At 63.4% G+C, this 16004-nt stretch carries 16 protein-coding genes; 8 read left to right on the top strand and 8 right to left on the bottom strand.

From position 1 onward, the window contains the following. Nucleotides 1–101 precede the first annotated feature (101 nt). A complete protein-coding gene (gene gyrA / locus H1343_RS09505) occupies nt 102–2804 on the top strand; it encodes a DNA gyrase subunit A (RefSeq protein WP_246333581.1) in 2703 nt (900 codons plus the stop codon). 55 nt (nt 2805–2859) lie between these two features. On the opposite strand, the gene H1343_RS17100 is transcribed toward gyrA, so the two are convergent. Further along, entirely contained in the window at nt 2860–2988 is a 129-nt protein-coding gene (locus H1343_RS17100; RefSeq protein WP_281374610.1) for a hypothetical protein, read from the bottom strand. Between the two features lie 199 nt (nt 2989–3187). Here H1343_RS17100 and coaD point away from each other — a divergent pair, with 199 nt between their 5' ends. The 5 genes from coaD to tgt all read left to right on the top strand — a co-directional run bounded on the left by coaD (nt 3188) and on the right by tgt (nt 7048). After that, nucleotides 3188–3661, top strand: coding sequence for a pantetheine-phosphate adenylyltransferase (gene coaD / locus H1343_RS09500; RefSeq protein ID WP_185982688.1), 474 nt, complete (start codon nt 3188–3190; stop codon nt 3659–3661). Between the two features lie 33 nt (nt 3662–3694). Continuing rightward, nucleotides 3695–4249 carry a peptidylprolyl isomerase gene (locus tag H1343_RS09495; RefSeq protein ID WP_185982687.1) on the top strand — a complete coding sequence of 185 codons (555 nt, stop codon included), beginning with the start codon at nt 3695–3697 and terminating at the stop codon, nt 4247–4249. A gap of 112 nt (nt 4250–4361) precedes the next feature. Next, nucleotides 4362–4838, top strand: coding sequence for a peptidylprolyl isomerase (locus tag H1343_RS09490; protein WP_185982686.1), 477 nt, complete (start codon nt 4362–4364; stop codon nt 4836–4838). Nucleotides 4839–4841: 3 nt separating this feature from the next. After that, nucleotides 4842–5915, top strand: coding sequence for a tRNA preQ1(34) S-adenosylmethionine ribosyltransferase-isomerase QueA (queA, locus tag H1343_RS09485; protein ID WP_185982685.1), 1074 nt, complete (start codon nt 4842–4844; stop codon nt 5913–5915). Then, nucleotides 5912–7048 (top strand): tRNA guanosine(34) transglycosylase Tgt, encoded by a 1137-nt coding sequence (gene tgt / locus H1343_RS09480; RefSeq protein WP_185982684.1) that lies wholly within the window; start codon nt 5912–5914, stop codon nt 7046–7048. The genes queA and tgt overlap by 4 nt, the downstream gene beginning before the upstream one ends. A gap of 232 nt (nt 7049–7280) precedes the next feature. On the opposite strand, the gene H1343_RS09475 is transcribed toward tgt, so the two are convergent. The 3 genes from H1343_RS09475 to H1343_RS09460 all read right to left on the bottom strand — a co-directional run bounded on the left by H1343_RS09475 (nt 7281) and on the right by H1343_RS09460 (nt 9704). Beyond that, the gene (locus H1343_RS09475; RefSeq protein ID WP_185982683.1) at nt 7281–8204 is read right to left on the bottom strand and encodes a glutaminase; all 924 of its coding nucleotides are present in this window, start codon (nt 8202–8204) and stop codon (nt 7281–7283) included. Between the two features lie 410 nt (nt 8205–8614). Beyond that, complete coding sequence (locus tag H1343_RS09470; RefSeq protein ID WP_185982682.1) at nt 8615–8959, bottom strand: DUF427 domain-containing protein; 345 nt, start codon at nt 8957–8959, stop codon at nt 8615–8617. 535 nt (nt 8960–9494) lie between these two features. Further along, the gene (locus H1343_RS09460) at nt 9495–9704 is read right to left on the bottom strand and encodes a cold-shock protein (RefSeq protein ID WP_185982680.1); all 210 of its coding nucleotides are present in this window, start codon (nt 9702–9704) and stop codon (nt 9495–9497) included. Nucleotides 9705–9962: 258 nt separating this feature from the next. Here H1343_RS09460 and H1343_RS09455 point away from each other — a divergent pair, with 258 nt between their 5' ends. Then, a complete protein-coding gene (locus H1343_RS09455; protein ID WP_185982679.1) occupies nt 9963–10601 on the top strand; it encodes a hypothetical protein in 639 nt (212 codons plus the stop codon). Nucleotides 10602–11022: 421 nt separating this feature from the next. On the opposite strand, the gene H1343_RS09450 is transcribed toward H1343_RS09455, so the two are convergent. Together H1343_RS09450 and H1343_RS09445 are read right to left on the bottom strand one after the other, a co-directional pair. Then, on the bottom strand, nt 11023–11904 hold the full coding sequence (locus H1343_RS09450; RefSeq protein ID WP_185985582.1) for a manganese catalase family protein: 882 nt from the start codon (nt 11902–11904) through the stop codon (nt 11023–11025). 233 nt (nt 11905–12137) lie between these two features. Next, the gene (locus H1343_RS09445) at nt 12138–12902 is read right to left on the bottom strand and encodes a Crp/Fnr family transcriptional regulator (protein WP_185982678.1); all 765 of its coding nucleotides are present in this window, start codon (nt 12900–12902) and stop codon (nt 12138–12140) included. Between the two features lie 244 nt (nt 12903–13146). Between H1343_RS09445 and H1343_RS09440 the strand changes: the two genes are divergently transcribed. After that, the gene (locus H1343_RS09440; protein WP_185982677.1) at nt 13147–13995 is read left to right on the top strand and encodes an SDR family oxidoreductase; all 849 of its coding nucleotides are present in this window, start codon (nt 13147–13149) and stop codon (nt 13993–13995) included. 317 nt (nt 13996–14312) lie between these two features. Here the strand turns inward: H1343_RS09440 and H1343_RS09435 are convergent, their stop codons facing one another. Both H1343_RS09435 and H1343_RS09430 read right to left on the bottom strand, forming a co-directional pair. Next, nucleotides 14313–15530 (bottom strand): tyrosine-type recombinase/integrase, encoded by a 1218-nt coding sequence (locus H1343_RS09435; protein ID WP_185982676.1) that lies wholly within the window; start codon nt 15528–15530, stop codon nt 14313–14315. Then, nucleotides 15527–15964 carry an Arc family DNA-binding protein gene (locus H1343_RS09430; RefSeq protein WP_185982675.1) on the bottom strand — a complete coding sequence of 146 codons (438 nt, stop codon included), beginning with the start codon at nt 15962–15964 and terminating at the stop codon, nt 15527–15529. Before H1343_RS09430 ends, H1343_RS09435 begins: the two co-directional genes overlap by 4 nt. Nucleotides 15965–16004: the final 40 nt, after the last annotated feature.

The raw sequence follows: 16004 nt of genomic DNA, 5'->3' as shown, positions 1-16004 counted from the left end.
GACGCAAAAGCATCCGGAAGAGCCTCTTGGCCGACGAAGACGACAAGCGACCGACCCCCGAGCGCCCGACGGGCATCGAGCCGGTTTCCATCATCGAAGAAATGCAGCGGTCCTATCTCGATTACGCCATGAGCGTGATCGTCAGCCGCGCCCTGCCGGACGTGCGCGATGGGCTGAAGCCGGTGCATCGCCGCGTGCTCTTCGCGATGAACGAGATGGGGCTGGCCTGGAACCGGCCGTTCCGCAAGTCGGCCGGCGTCGTCGGCGAAGTGATGGGCAAGTACCATCCGCACGGCGACAGTTCGATCTACGAGGCGCTGGTGCGCATGGCGCAGGATTGGTCGCTGCGCGCGCCGCTCATCAACGGGCAGGGCAATTTCGGTTCGATCGACGGCGATCCGCCGGCGGCCATGCGCTACACCGAGTGCCGCCTGCAGAAGGTCTCCGAAGCGCTGCTGGACGACATCGACAAGGAGACTGTCGACTTCCAGGACAATTACGACGGACGCGAGCGCGAGCCGGTCGTTCTGCCGGCCCGCGTGCCGAACCTTCTCGTCAACGGCTCGGGCGGCATTGCCGTCGGCATGGCGACGAACATTCCGCCCCACAATCTCGGCGAAGTGGTCGACGGCTGCATCGCCATGATCGACAACCCGGCGATCACGCTGCCGGAGTTGATGGAGATCATTCCGGGGCCGGACTTCCCGACCGGCGCGCTAGTGCTCGGCCGGGCGGGCATCCAGTCGGCCTATTCGACCGGCCGCGGCTCGATCCTGATGCGCGGCAAGGTTCATGTCGAGCAGATGCGCGGCGAGCGAGAGGCGATCGTCGTCACCGAGGTTCCCTATCAGGTGAACAAGGCGACGATGATCGAGAAGATGGCGGAGCTCGTGCGCGACAAGCGCATCGAGGGCATCTCCGACATCCGCGACGAGAGCGACCGCGACGGCTACCGCGTCGTCGTCGAGCTGAAGCGCGACGCTTCGTCGGACGTCGTCCTGAACCAGCTCTACCGCTTTACGCCGCTGCAGACGTCCTTCGGCGCCAACATGGTGGCGCTGAACGGCGGCAAGCCCGAGCAGATGACGCTCGTCGACATGCTGTCGGCCTTCATCGCCTTCCGCGAAGAGGTGGTGAACCGGCGCACCAAGTTCCTGCTGCGCAAGGCGCGTGAACGCGCCCACGTCCTCGTCGGCCTCGCGATCGCTGTCGCCAATATCGACGAGATCATCGCACTGATCCGCCGCGCGCCGGATCCGGCGACCGCACGTGAGCAGTTGATGGAGCGCGAGTGGGAGGCCAAGGACGTGGCCCCGCTGGTGCGTCTGATCGACGACCCGCGCCACCGCATCTCCGAGGCCGGCACCTACCGGCTTTCGGAGGCGCAGGCCCGTGCCATCCTAGACCTTCGCCTGCAGCGCCTGACGGCGCTCGGCCGCGACGAGATCGGCGACGAGCTGAACACGCTCGGCCTCGAGATCAAGGACTATCTCGACATTCTGTCCTCGCGCGTCCGCGTGCGGGACATCATCAAGGAAGAGCTGACCGCCGCGCGCGACGAGTTCGCCACGCCCCGCCGCACGGAACTGTCCGAGGGTGCGGCCGACATGGATGACGAGGACCTGATCCCGCGCGAGGACATGGTCGTCACCGTCTCGGCGGGCGGTTACATCAAGCGCGTCCCGCTCAGCGTCTACCGGGCGCAGCGCCGCGGCGGCAAGGGCCGCTCGGGCATGGCACTGAAGAGCGACGAGGATTCGGTGACGCGGCTGTTCGTGGCGAACACGCACACGCCGGTCCTGTTCTTCTCCTCGCGCGGCATCGTCTACAAGGAGAAGGTCTGGCGGCTTCCGCTGGCCACACCGCAGTCTCGCGGCAAGGCGCTGGTCAACATGCTGCCGCTCGAGAAGAACGAGCGCATCACCTCGATCATGCCGCTGCCCAACGACGAGCAGGCGGCGGCCGAGCTGAACGTCATGTTCTCCACGACCAAGGGCACGGTGCGGCGGAACAAGCTGGCCGACTTCATCCAGGTCAACCGCAACGGCAAGATCGCGATGAAGCTCGACGAGGCGGAGGATGAGATCCTGGCCGTCGCGACCTGTTCGGAGGACGACGACGTCCTTCTGACGGCCGCCTCCGGCCAGTGCATCCGCTTCCCGGTGACGGACGTGCGCGTCTTCGCGGGCCGCAACTCGGTCGGCGTGCGCGGCATGGCGCTAGGCGGTGACGATCGGCTGATCTCGATGGCGATCCTGCGCCACGTCGACGCGACGCCGGCGGAGCGTGCCGCCTACATGAAGATGCGCAGGGCCGTGGAAGGCGAGGCGGTCGACGTCGCGGCTGACGAGGAGGCGGTCGAGGACGTTTCGCTCAGTCAGGAGCGCTATGCGTTCCTGAGCGCTCGCGAGGAGTTCGTCCTCACGGTCTCGGAATTCGGTTACGGCAAACGCTCGTCGTCCTACGACTTCCGCACCAGCGGCCGCGGCGGCAAGGGCATCCGGGCGACGGACGTTTCCAAGCTGGGCGATATCGGCCAGCTCGTGGCCGGTTTCCCGGTGGAGGACGGCGATCAGATTCTCCTGATCTCCGATCGCGGCCAGATGATCCGCGTGCCCGTCTCCGGCATTCGCATGGCGAGCCGCGCGACGAAGGGCGTCACGATCTTCAATACCGCTCAGGGCGAGCGAGTGGTCTCGGTCGAGCGTATTCCCGACCAAGGCACGGATGAGATCGTCGAAGGTTCGGAAGACGAGACCGGCGGCGAAACGGACACCGGCGGCGCGGGTGAGACGCAGGAGTAGGGCAGACGTTCCGACCGTACCGGCATAAAAGCAGGGCTGCGGCCGGATCGTTGCGTCAGTGCATGATCCGGCGGCTACGCACGCGGGCCTTGACGCGGGAATTCTCCGCCTCGGTGTGAATGGCGATTGCCGTCGCGGTCACAAGGGTCGCGATCATGGCGAGGGAGAGGGCGAAGATCATCATGGCATGTTCTCCAGTTCGCTCCGAAAACGGCCGCAGGAACAATAAGTTCCATGCGCCGTCGACGAGTGTCGATCGCGTTGCTGCGCTTGCGCTTGGCCTGCGCACAGACTGGCGCCTCACGCCTTTCCAAACCCTTCGCATGACGCCGCCCAAGATTGCTGAACACGGGCTTTCGGTCCGCACGGTTAGGAGAGGATGAATGAAGCGTACGGCGCTCTACGCAGGCTCTTTCGACCCCTTGACCAACGGCCACGCCGACATCTTCGCGCAGGCCAGCCGGCTGTTCGACGATGTCGTGGTCGGCATCGGGGTCCAGCCGAGCAAGAGCGGGCTTTTCACCTTCGAGGAGCGCGTCGGGCTGATCCGCGCGGTTCTCGGTGATGAGACCCGCGTCGTCGCCTTTCCGGGCCTCGTGGTGGACGCTGCGCGTGACGTCGGCGCCGCCGCAATCGTACGCGGTCTGCGAGACGGCACCGACCTCGACTACGAAATGCAGATGGCGGGGATGAACGGGACGATGGCCTCCGAAATCACCACTGTCTTCCTGCCCGCCAGCCCGCCCACCAGGCCCATAACCGCCACATTGGTCCGCCAGATCGCCAAGATGGGTGGCGACGTCTCGGCCTTCGTGCCGCAGACGGTGGCAGACGCCCTGAAACGCAAATTCGCCTGATCGGCATCGTCCGGTCATCGTTGGAGAATCCCCTTGACGTTCCTTGCCCGCCTCGGCTTCGCCTTCTCGCTTCTCACCTCCGCCTTCGCGCTCCCTGCGAGTGCTCAGGAGGCGGACCCCGAGAACACGCTCGTCATCACCACGCAGAACGGTGAGATCACCATCGGTCTGCGGCCGGACCTCGCGCCGAACCATGTCGAGCAGATCAAGGCGCTTGCTGCCGAGGGCTTCTACGACGGCGTCGTCTTCCACCGGGTGATCGACGGCTTCATGGCGCAGACCGGCGATCCGACGGGCACCGGTATGGGGGGCTCGGAGCGCCCCGACCTTGCCGCCGAATTCTCCAACGAGACCTTCGATCGCGGAACCGTCGGAATGGCGCGCAGCCAGGACCCGAACTCGGCTAACTCGCAGTTCTTCATCATGCTGGCCGACGGCGATTTCCTCGACGGGCAGTACACGATCGTCGGTGACGTGATCTCCGGCATGGACGTCGTCGACCAGATCAAGAAGGGCGACTCGGCCTCTAACGGGCAGGTCGACCAACCTGACGCGATGACGAGCGTTCGGGTCGGCGACGCCTCCTGATCCAGCGCATCGGGTTGTGCCACGGACCCGAATACGGCAGAACGCCCCAGACATCTGACCGGCCGCGAGCGTTTCGCGGCCGGTCGCGATTCCAGCCAGGAAGGGAGAAGGCATGGCCTTCGAAAAGCCGGAGGACACCCTCGTCCTCGAGACCACCAAGGGCCGCGTCGTCATCGAGACGCGCCCAGACCTTGCCCCCGAGCACGTCGCGCACATCAAGAAGCTGGCTCGCGAGGGCTTCTACGACGGTATCGTGTTCCATCGCGTGATCGAGGGCTTCATGGCCCAGACAGGTTGCCCGAAGGGCACCGGCACGGGCGGCTCGCAGTATCCGGACCTCAAGGCCGAGTTCAATCCCGAGCCGCACGTGCGTGGCACTGCCTCGATGGCCCGCGCCCAGAACCCGAACTCGGCGAACTCGCAGTTCTTCATCTGCTTCGATGACGCACCCTTCCTGAACCGCCAGTACACGGTCTGGGGCAAGGTCATCGAGGGCATGGAGAATGTCGACCAGATCAAGCGCGGCGAGCCCGTGCGCGATCCCGACAAGATCGTCTCCATGAAGGTCGCGGCCGACATCGCCGAGTAAGACTTGCGCGTCGACCTCTTCAACTTCGAACTGCCGGAAGAGCGGATCGCGCTGCGACCCGCTCTTCCGCGCGAATCGGCCCGGCTTCTGCGCGTCCCGGCAAGGGGGCCGCTGGAGGATCGTATCGTGGGCGACCTGCCGGTGCTTCTGCGCGCCGACGACGTTCTCGTCTTCAACGACACGCGTGTCATCCCCGCCCAGTTGGAGGGGCGACGCCTCGGGCGCGGCGAGGACGAGCCGGCGATCGGCGTCACGCTCCACATGCGAATGGATGCGGGGACGTGGAAGGCGTTCGTGCGCGGTGCGCGCAAGCTCAAGCCCGGTGACACGGTGCGCTTCGGCGGCGAAGGAGAGACCTGCCTTTCGGGCACGCTTGACGCGACCGTTGCGGAGAAGGGCGAGGGCGGCGAGGTGACGTTCGCCTTCGCATCTTCCGGCCCGGCACTGGACGAGGCGATCGCGGCCGTCGGCGCGATCCCGCTGCCGCCCTACATCGCCTCCAAGCGCCAGATCGACGATCAGGACCGCACGGACTACCAGACGATCTACTCGCGCGAGGAAGGTGCCGTCGCAGCGCCCACCGCAGGGCTTCATTTCACGCCCGAACTGATGGGGCGTCTGCGCGAGGCCGGCATCCGCACGGAGTTCGTCACGCTGCATGTCGGGGCGGGCACGTTCCTTCCGGTGAAGGCTGACGATACCGAAGCACACCGCATGCATTCGGAGATCGGAACGATCGACGAGGCGACGGCCGAAAGGCTCAACGCGGCAAAGCGCGAAGGTCGGCGCATCGTTTCCGTCGGTACGACCTCGCTGCGGCTTCTGGAAAGTGCGGTGGGCGAGGACGGGACGATCCGACCCTTCGCCGCGCCGACCGACATCTTCATCACGCCCGGCTACCGCTTCCGCGTGGTGGACGTCCTCATGACGAACTTCCACCTGCCGCGCTCAACGCTGTTCATGCTTGTCTCGGCCTTCTGCGGCCTCGAGCGGATGCGCGCAGCCTACGACCACGCCATCGCCGGGGGCTATCGCTTCTACTCCTACGGCGACGCCTCCCTCCTGGAGCGCACATGAACGACCGTTTTTCCTTCAAGCTTCTTGCGACGGACGGCAAGGCTCGGCGCGGCGAGATCACGATGCCGCGGGGCACGATCCGAACGCCGGCCTTCATGCCGGTGGGCACCGCGGGCACCGTCAAGGCGATGTATCTGGACCAGGTCCGCGAACTGGGTTCGGACATCATCCTCGGCAACGTCTACCACCTGATGCTGCGGCCGGGCGCCGAGCGCGTGGCGAAGCTTGGCGGCCTGCACGAATTCGCCCGCTGGCCCTGGCCGATCCTCACCGATTCTGGCGGCTTCCAGGTCATGTCACTCTCCTCGTTGCGCAAGCTCGACGAGGACGGCGTCACCTTCCGTTCGCATATCGACGGATCGTCGCACCGGCTGACGCCCGAGCGCTCGATCGAGATTCAGCATCTGCTCGATTCCGACATCCAGATGCAGCTCGACGAGTGCATCCGTCTGCCGGCCGACAAGCGCGAAATCGAACGCGCAATGGAGCTTTCGCTGCGCTGGGCCGAGCGATCGGCCAGGGCCTTCGGCGACCAGCCCGGCAAGGCGATTTTCGGCATCGTGCAGGGAGGCGACCAGCCGGATCTGCGCATTCGCTCGGCTGAACGGCTGTCGTCGATGGACCTCAAGGGCTATGCGGTCGGCGGCCTCGCGGTCGGCGAGCCGCAGGAGGTGATGCTTGAGACGCTGGCGGAAACACTGCCGTCCCTGCCGACGGATAAGCCGCGCTATCTGATGGGAGTCGGCACGCCCGACGACATCGTCGAATCGGTCGCGCGGGGCATCGACATGTTCGATTGCGTGATGCCGACGCGGGCGGGGCGCCACGGTCTCGCCTTCACGCGGCACGGGCGGATCAACTTGCGCAACGCGCGCCACGCCGAAGACGCCTCGCCGCTCGACGAGACGAGCGATTGTCCGGCAACGCGCGACTATTCACGCGCCTACCTGCACCACCTCACGCGCACCGACGAGGCACTGGGCGGCATGCTGCTGACCTGGAACAACCTTGCGTACTACCAATCGCTGATGGCCGGGATTCGCGGGGCGATCGAGGCCGGGCACTACGCCGACTTCATGGCCGAGACGAAGGCCGGCTGGGCGCGTGGCGAGGCCGACCGGAAGCGGGGCTAAGCAGGTCGCGATGACCGCGTCGCGCCGAAGCTGAACGCCGACGATCTTCATCGAGCCATCCTCCTGCCGCTGCAGGACGTAGCACGCGAGCCAACTGACGCTATGGCAAAGCGAAGAAGGGCGATGCGGCAAGGCAGGAAGGCAGGCGCACAAATCGCTTTTATGGATCGTCTCCGGCGGCCACGATGAGGCTTCGATGCGCGCCCGTCTTCCGATGTACCGCTTTGGAGCGTCAGCGGAACACCGACCAGCCCATGCGCTCCGAAAGGCGCTCGAGCGCGAGCGTGCCGAGAAGCGAATTGCCGTTGTGGTCGAGTCCCGGCGACCAGACGCCGATCGAGGCGACGTTCGGCGCAATAGCGAGAATGCCGCCGCCAATGCCGCTCTTGGCTGGCAGGCCGACGCGGAACGCGAACTCCCCGGAACCGTCGTACTGACCGCAGGTCATCATCAGCGAGTTGATGCGCAGCGCGCGGCTCGGCTCCGAAAGCCCGACGCCCGTTTCAGGATCGACGCCCTCCAGCATCAGGTAGCGGCCGGCCTTCGCCAGTTGCCGGCACGACAAGGCAAGCGAGCATTGGCGCACATAAGCGTGGATGACGTCATCGACCTCGTTGTTCAGATTGTCGAAGGACTTGGCGAAATTGGCGAGTGCCCGGTTTGTGAAGCCCGATGACTCCTCGGAGTTGGCGACCTCCTCGTCGACGGCGATCGTGTCTTCTCCGGTGAGGCGCTTAAGGAGTTCGCAGACGCGATCCTTGTCCTTACCGTTCCCGCCGTCCAGGAGCATGTCGACGATGACGAGCGCGCCGGCATTGATGAACGGGTTGCGTGGGAAGCCCTTGTGGCGCTCAAGGTCAATGATCGAGTTGAAGGGGTCGCCCGAGGGCTCGCGGCCGACGCGCTCCCAGACCTTCGTGCCCTGGTCCTCGAGCGCCAGCGTCAGCGAGAACACCTTTGAGATGCTCTGAAGCGAGAAGGCTTCGTCGGCGTCCCCCGCCACCGCGACTTCGCCCTCCCGGGTGATAACGGCGATCCCGAATTTCTTCGTGTCGGCTTTGGAGAGGAGGGGAATGTTGCCCGTCGCCTTGCCGGGCTCGGCGACCTTGCCGGTCTCCTCGACGATCTCTTTCAGGACGCTCTTCAGTTCGGGCAAGGGGCACTCTCCATCTCGCGTTGCGGGAGACGGAACGCGGTGGAGACGCAAGCGATCCGCTTGGTGCGCTTCGCCTTAGCGAACGCGACCGTTATCCAACCCCCGACCGGCGCCCGGCGCCCGCACGGCGCCATTTATCCGCGTTCCCAAGGGGGCGACGAAGCAGACTAATCCTGCGCTGGGGCGTCCGGCGGCGAGAGGCTCCCGCCCGCGCGACCCTGCGCTCCTCCGATACGCTCGATCTCTCTGCTATCGCGGCCGTCACTCGCATCTGCCCAGAACAATCGCCCGATGGCGAAAGCCACGACAACGCAGGCAGCGAGAAGCAGCCAATGAACCGTTCGTAGAGCTGCTTGTCGCTTCTGCATTCAGTCCTCCCTACATTCGGTCAACGGACTGGTGGTGAAGGCTCACGTCATGACGCTGAGTTGAGCTGGGTCGAAGCCGATGTACTCGGACAACTCGTTCGTCCGACCGTTCGTCTCGGTGAGTTGCCAAGCCGCGCTCTGAACGCCCCCACCGGACGCGACGACGGACCAGAAGCGCGCCGCGTGTCCGTTCGGGATGGTGCCTGTTCCGTTATCCTGCAACTGCTCGAAGTAGACGTCCTCTTTCGGAAGGTAGTGAACAGGGGCTTCCCGCTCCCCGCGCACGACCAAGGCTCGATTGCTCGAGCCAAGAACGGCGTCGTGATGCTTGATCGTGACCCCGCCGCTTGCGGGCTCGATCCTGAGTTCGCGGCCAATCTCGCTCATGTGTTCCTCCGTTTCCCTTTCTCTGGCTGTTGGAGCCAACGCCTCAAACAGCGGGCGGTTCTTCGGAGCCGCCCTTTTTCGTCGCCACATGCTTGGAGGCCGCGATGGCTGCCGGGAACTTTATCCGCATCATGGACGAAATCTTGCGCCATGAAGACGGCTACGTCGATCGGACCGCGATGGTCAGCCGGAAGATCAACGCGACTGAGCACCGGCGATCCGTCGGCCGACCGCGCCGCCAACTGGACAGGCTTTGAGATGAACCGGATCGGGGACGGTGAACGGAACGGGCGTCACTCAGCGCCGTTCATTATCTGACGCCTCATCAATCCAGGAGCCGATTTTGTCCGACCTTCCCCCGGAACACCGGAAGAAACGCGGCCTTGGTGTCGTAGCCATCGTCATATTCGCGACCGCCGTCGCGATCTTCCTTGTCTACAACATTTGGTATGCCGCCACTCCGGCATAGCCGGACCGCGAACACAAAAGCCCCGGCACATCGGCCGGGGCTTCACTTTATATGCAGGTCAGTGACTCAGAGGGCCTGCAGATTGACCGCCTTATCGCCCTTGCCGCGCTTGTCGGCCTCGAGGTCGAAGGAGACCTTTTGGCCGTCATTAAGCGTCGAGAGACCCGAACGCTCGATATCGGAAATGTGGACGAATGCATCCTTCCCGCCGTTGTCGGGGGTGATGAAGCCGAAACCCTTGTCCGGGTTGAAGAATTTTACAGTGCCGGTGGCCATGAACAACTTTCGAAAACTGGGAGCCGCGAAAGTGCGGCCGGACAGAAGCATGACAGGTACGGATCTTTCCCGCAAGAAAAGCTCGACATAAGAGCGAGGAGAGGCGGGCGGCAGCGGGGAAGAGACGAGGAGAAGTTGTGATGCCTACACGCAACCACAAATCTTCCGACCCGTCCGCGTTTGCGTCGGCACGCTGAGCTTCCTGCCGTCAGATGCAGGCTAAGCTTGCTGGTCCCCCTGATTGATAACCGACCGGCGATGCGCAAGCAGACGCTTCTCAGCATAGTTCAGCAAAGCGTCCACGAACTCCTCCGCGCTCCATCCCGCCGCTCGCGTATCCGCCTCCAGATCGATAAGTCTGGGCTCTATCGCACGCTCACATTGTGCTGGCTGATGGATGTTCGACCGCCGGTGCGGCCTGCTGATAATCGTGCTCATGGCCTCAACTTCAATCTAGAGCGGAGGGCTCGGAACAAGCTGAGGTCGGGCACCTTCGGAAAGCTGACGTCGCGCGCGAGCAATCCCACGAGGCAGCAAGGATTGTGCAAGAAGGCGGAAGCTCCCGTTCAAACGGTCCATGCTCATTTGAGCAGCGGCATGTCGGTCCTCTCGTCTGACAGCGAGCCCGGCTCGGCTGGACGCGAGCACGTGCTGTCGCTGAATGACAATCCGTTCAAGCACGTCCCGCTCCGCGCAGGGTGCGTTGTCGGACATCTGGATCAGGAAGTTGACCTGGCGAACAAGGCGAGCTTCGGCCCGCATGACCGCCAGTTCGGCGAGCGCGACGGAGGGACGATCGGTCGTTTCAAGCACTTGGGAACACCGAACCAGCACGCATCTGTCATTCCAGGTTTGAGAAATGTTCCTGATCGCAAAGGCGACGCCCCTCTGGTGTGATGCGCACAGAGGCAAGCCCAACGCCGTCTTCCTCGTACGTTACGAGACCGCGAGCTTTCAGGACTTCCAGAAACCCCGCTATCTCGCCCGGTACCAAGCTTACTCGAACATCCTCCGCGGCAACCCATTGAAGCACCCCAAGTGCACCCGGTGCCAAATCAGAACGCTCTTCGCGCAAGCCTTCATGCCTCCAGTTGCCTCACGGCGTTGGGTAGAGGGCTAAGCCGGGTGCGACATTATACTCGTATAACTTTTAGGCCTGCGAAACGGACGTTTGCCTGAAGCAGGTGTCCGCGCGTCCAACGAGTCGGTCGCTCTGAGCGTAGGACTGCCTCGTCAGGAGTCCGCGATAGGGGCGTTCAGTGAAAGTTTGCGGGTAGGGGCCGCCTACACCCGGCGGCCCCATTCATACCAATTCGAGCTAGAAGTTCCGTTCGATTGCTCCCTCAACTCGGCCCAAGAGCCCGTCAGCGCCAGACTTCGACGTCTGCCCCGTCTGCGCACCGCCGTCGGGGCGGGCTGGTGCAAGCGAGGGTTTTCCGCCCATCGCTTCCGACTGCACGGCCGAAAACTCACCTTTGCCGTCCATCGCCGGGCCGGCGGTCCAGCGACCCTCTGGAATGGAGCCATCGGTCATGTGACCGAAGTATGCGTAGGAGTATTTCTGGTTCTCCTCCGTCTGCGGGAAGGAGTTCGGGATCGGCAGGTTCACAGCATCGCCCCCCATATCCTCGAGTGCGGCGAGCCATTGCTGCTGGTGCATCGTGTCGCGCGCGATCATGAAGGACAACATCTCCTTCATGCCCGGATCATCGGTCATGTTGTAGAGGCGCACAGCCAATGCACGCCCCGTACTCTCGGCCGTGACGTTGGCGTACATGTCCGCCGCAATGTTGCCGGAGGCGTAGACGTGGGTCATGTCGAACGGAATGCCGTTCGAATCGACCGGCATCGCGGCAAGTCCTGCCGAGAGGATGTGGCGCATGTCCATCCCGTTCAACACCGCGCCGCCGGCGACGTCCGCCGAGATATCCTCCTGTAGCGACAGCGGGGCCTTCTCGAGATTGAGCGCGACGGCGGTCGCCAACATCTCGATATGGCCGAGCTCCTCGGTCGCCGTGTTCAGAAGCATATCGCGGTACTTGGCCGGGCCACGGGCGCCGAACGCCTGAAACATGTACTGCATGGCGACGCGGATCTCGCCCTCGACACCTCCGATCGCCTGCTGCAGAGCTTTTGCGAACATTGGGTTCGGCTTCTCGACGCGCACCGGAAACTGAAGTTTACCGTCCGTATAGAACATGAGTATCCCTTTCGAGTAACGGCGCCCTCTCCATCGCTGGATGCAGCGCCCTGTGGAGCTACGCCGTTGGCAACGGAGCGTTCCGGGGCAGGAGGGGGGAAGTACCTTGGGAAGAGCATTATCGGCGTTCGCCAAGCCGATCCTGTTATACCGCTTTAAATTTGACAAAACCGGTTGGGATTTTTCGGCCGACTGGCGGCATCGACTGCTAACTCTCGGCACGCCGACCGACGTCAGCGGGTCTGCGTCGAGAGCGATTGCCGATAGGCGACAGTTTCCTCCGACTCGCCGTCCGTTCTGAAATGCAGATAGGCCGGGTTGAAATCGGCGAAGGCCGTGAGGGCCGGAATATCCGGAATCGTGATCACGCGACCCACTTGGCTGATGAGTTTGGCGCGGCGCATCATCTGGAGAGCACGGTTCACCGATACCGTTGTAAGACCGACCGTATCGGCCAATTCGGCCTGCGTTACCGGCAGCCGGAAGCTATTTCCGCTCGCATGACCGACTGCCTGCAGCCGAACGAAGAGTTCGCAGATGATATGCGCTACCCGGCGCTCGGGCTCCCGGCGTCCGACGTTCAGAAGCCACTCCCGCAGGATCGCCTCATCGACCAACGAGGACCACCACAAGGCGCGCGTCAGCGCTGGCCGGCCCATGAGCATTGCGATGTCCGCCTCCTTCAGACGGACGACGACGCATTCGCTTCGCGCCGCGATGCTATGGTCCATCCGCTCGAGGACGAAAGTGTAAAGGTCGCAGAAGTCGCCCGGCACGAGGTAGCCGATGATCTGCCGCTTGCCATTCGATAATAGCTTGTACCGGTAAGCCAGGCCTTCGAGGACGAGATGCACAAATTGCGCTGCATCTCCCTGATTGACAATCTCGGCGCCCGGAGGGAGCGAGCGTCCCGCACCCACGACCGCATGCAGGAGATCGCGGTCGGCCTGCGGCAATGGGTGCCCACGCAACAGCTTGGCAACAACAGCTTGAACCATTTGATCCATCCCCACCGAACATGCCCAAGGGCAACACGCCACGCCGCGCCAGCAAGGCCAGGCCCATTAGCACCTAGCCCGTGTCCGCATCCACCGCCTGCGTCATGGCGGGCATGTCAGCGATAGCTGCGCAACGCGAAGTCTCGTCGAATTCGCCGTAGTTTCCAGGAACACCAGCAGCTTTGAAGCCTTCCTACACGAACCGATCGAGACGATCTCGAGAGGCAGAAAAGAGGTGTCACTCATGGAAAATCAGCGTCCCCCACAGATGCAGGATCGCGATCCCGGTCTTGAGCACGAGATGAGGCCCGAGCCCGACTACCAGCCGCGCTTTCCTGGTTCGGGGCGCCTCGCAGGCAAGACAGCAATTATCACCGGAGGAGACTCGGGCATCGGTCGCGCGACAGCCGTGCTCTTCGCGCGTGAAGGAGCGGACGTCGCGATCGTGTACCTCGACGAAGACCGCGATGCCGAGGAAACCCGGAAGGCAGTGGAAGCGGAAGGGAGAAAGGCGCTCCTCATCCGGGGAAATGTTCGCGAAAAGGCGTTCTGCACCTCCGCCGTGTCGCGAGCGGTCGAGGAGTTTGGAAAGCTCGATATCCTCGTGAACAACGCCGCTCATCAGGAGATTGCGGAAGACCTTCGGGATATCAGCGAGGAACAGCTCGCCAAGACATTTGAGACGAACATCTACGCCTACTTTTTCATGACGCAGGCAGCGCTTGATCACCTTGAGATGGGATCTGCCATCGTCAACGTGACGTCGGTCAACAGCTATAAGGGCAACGACACCCTGATTGACTACTCATCGACGAAGGGGGCTATCACGGCGTTCACGCGTTCGATGGCCTCCAACCTGGTCGAGAAGGGCATTCGGGTGAATGGCGTTGCGCCCGGCCCGATCTGGACGCCTTTCATCCCGATGTCATTCCCGGCTGAAAAGGTCGCCGAATTTGGCGCGCAGGTGCCCATGGCCCGGGCAGGCCAGCCTAACGAGGTGGCGCCGGCGCTTCTGTTCCTGGCGTGCGAGGATTCCTCCTACTTCACTGGTCAGGTTCTCCATCCGAACGGTGGAACGATCGTCGGCGCGTAGAGCTCGCCGCTGACCGAATACCCGTCCGACGGGCATGTTCATGCCATGACGGGCCGCAGCCCGCTCCTGCCGCTCGGGCGGCAGGCTGCTCATGCCGCGCGGAGCGGTCGGCTCTCGAAGGGGGCAGGGGGCGGGCTGCAATAGGAAACGACTGCCCACCGCTGGCACGGGACGCAAGAAGCCTTCAAGGCGCGGACCGAAAATGAGAAAATGTGGTGAGCGCGGTGGGGCTCGAACCCACGACCTACAGATTAAAAGGCTTTCTAGGAGTGTTGTAATCGTTGAGCATTCTCCGCCCATGTCGCGCCTATGTCGCGTTAGCCGAGCAGGGCAGCCTCTGCAAGAGCGAGTTCTGAGGCATCGTCGCCGGTCGGAAACAGGTGGCCGTAAGTGTCCATTGTCAGCCCGATCGTGGAGTGGCCTAGACGCTCCTGAACCATCTTGGGAGGCAGTCCGAGCCCACCGTCCTCTTTCCTGTTGATGCACCACGACGCGTAGAAGTGCCGCAGCGAATGCAGGCCTGGATATTTAGCCGCAAGAACCGGTTGGCCGTGCTCGTCAACCTTGCCCGTATCGCGGGTTACCCCTGCCGTGAGCTGGGCCGGTTCGTAGCCACGATGAACGATGTTCGCGTGGCTCTCCACGTTCCCCAAGCCGTTGGGGAAAGCGAACTGCGCCGGCTTGATCTCTTCGTCTTTCGGGCGAGGGCAGGCGAGCTGCCATTCCTTCAATGCCGAGACGACGATCGGCGGGATCGGGACCGTCCGTTCGCCCGCCGCCGATTTCGGGCGCCCAATGTCTCCGAACCTGTCTGCACGCTGATGGACGCGAACGGTCTTGCGATCGAGGTCAACGTCGCTCCAGCGGAGACCGCGAAGCTCCGACGCGCGTAGGCCTGTGAAAATGGCTGTGAGGAACAGCGGACGCCACCGGCCCTCCAAGGCGCCAACGAGAGCTTTCACCTCTGCGCCGGAAGGGATGTCAGTCCCAACTTTCAGTTTGCCCTTCGCGCGCTTCTCGCGGCGACGATCGGTGCCCTTCGTCCGGCTACGACTTTTCTCTCTGACGGCGTTCCTGCCAACAAGTCCGCGCTCCTGGGCGTCGGCGAGCAGCGAGCCGAGTGCGACAAGGATCTTGCGCACCATAGCGGGGGAGGTGCCCTTCTCACGGAGATCGTCCTCGAACTGGCGCACAGCAGGAACGGTAAGTTTCGAAAGGAGTGTCGAGCCGAGGGCAGGGGCGATGTGCAACTCGAGGAGCTGCCGATATTGGATGATGGTTGTCCGCTCCAAGCCGTTCCGCTCGCCGCGACGAATCCACAAATCACCGGCTGCCTTAACAGTAGCGCTCGCGCTGTCAGCGACGTGCGTTCCCTCGCGAACCTCAACGTGGGCCGTGGCGGCGAAATTGTCGGCAGCCTTCTTCAGCTTGAATGTCTTCAGCCGGCGCTTTCCGTTGGTATCGGTGTAATCGACGACCCACGCCGTCTTCTCCTCGCCCTTCGGCGTCGCCCAGGAGCGCTTGCGGACGCTCATTTTCCGCGTTTCTTCCATGGAGGCGTAGGGGCCGGAGGAAACTCCTTATCGATCAGGATTTGTAAGGCCTTGGCTACATCCTTCGCGCTCTCCGACGAGCCTGCGCGGCTGAGCTCGATTTCATCGATTAGCTCTTGCGCAAGGCGCGTTACGTCCCGCCGAGGCGGATACTCTTTTTCCACGGCTTCGAGGATGAGGAGGTTGGGATCAATTTCCGCTTCGTGCGCCTCTTCATAGACGCGATCGAGCACTTCCTTCGGAAGCCATACTGAGATCGAGCCGTCTTCCTGTCGCTCCAAAGCATTTTGAAGTCTGAGAATGATCTCGCTGTTCACCGAGCGGCCGTTCGCGTCGGCCGCGGCTTTCAAGCGATCTCTCATCCCCTCCGGGAGCCGAAGCGAGATCTGCTCCGCGCCCCGACCAGCCTTGCTCATATCCGTGGCCCACCTTTCCAAAACGACATTACCGTAATGC

The sequence above is a fragment of the Aureimonas mangrovi genome (assembly GCF_014058705.1).
GTDB classification, from domain to species: Bacteria; Pseudomonadota; Alphaproteobacteria; order Rhizobiales; family Rhizobiaceae; genus Aureimonas; species Aureimonas mangrovi.
This window is presented reverse-complemented; position numbering and strand designations above follow the sequence as displayed.

Coding starts and splice junctions, on each gene's coding strand:
- gyrA (WP_246333581.1), top strand. CDS start 102: ATGCAGCGGTCCTATCTCGATTACGCCATGAGCGTGATCGTCAGCCGC.
- H1343_RS17100 (WP_281374610.1), bottom strand. CDS start 2,988: ATGATGATCTTCGCCCTCTCCCTCGCCATGATCGCGACCCTTGTGACC.
- coaD (WP_185982688.1), top strand. CDS start 3,188: ATGAAGCGTACGGCGCTCTACGCAGGCTCTTTCGACCCCTTGACCAAC.
- H1343_RS09490 (WP_185982686.1), top strand. CDS start 4,362: ATGGCCTTCGAAAAGCCGGAGGACACCCTCGTCCTCGAGACCACCAAG.
- tgt (WP_185982684.1), top strand. CDS start 5,912: ATGAACGACCGTTTTTCCTTCAAGCTTCTTGCGACGGACGGCAAGGCT.
- H1343_RS09470 (WP_185982682.1), bottom strand. CDS start 8,959: ATGAGCGAGATTGGCCGCGAACTCAGGATCGAGCCCGCAAGCGGCGGG.
- H1343_RS09460 (WP_185982680.1), bottom strand. CDS start 9,704: ATGGCCACCGGCACTGTAAAATTCTTCAACCCGGACAAGGGTTTCGGC.
- H1343_RS09455 (WP_185982679.1), top strand. CDS start 9,963: ATGCGCAAGCAGACGCTTCTCAGCATAGTTCAGCAAAGCGTCCACGAA.
- H1343_RS09450 (WP_185985582.1), bottom strand. CDS start 11,904: ATGTTCTATACGGACGGTAAACTTCAGTTTCCGGTGCGCGTCGAGAAG.
- H1343_RS09445 (WP_185982678.1), bottom strand. CDS start 12,902: ATGGTTCAAGCTGTTGTTGCCAAGCTGTTGCGTGGGCACCCATTGCCG.
- H1343_RS09440 (WP_185982677.1), top strand. CDS start 13,147: ATGGAAAATCAGCGTCCCCCACAGATGCAGGATCGCGATCCCGGTCTT.
- H1343_RS09435 (WP_185982676.1), bottom strand. CDS start 15,530: ATGAGCGTCCGCAAGCGCTCCTGGGCGACGCCGAAGGGCGAGGAGAAG.
- H1343_RS09430 (WP_185982675.1), bottom strand. CDS start 15,964: ATGAGCAAGGCTGGTCGGGGCGCGGAGCAGATCTCGCTTCGGCTCCCG.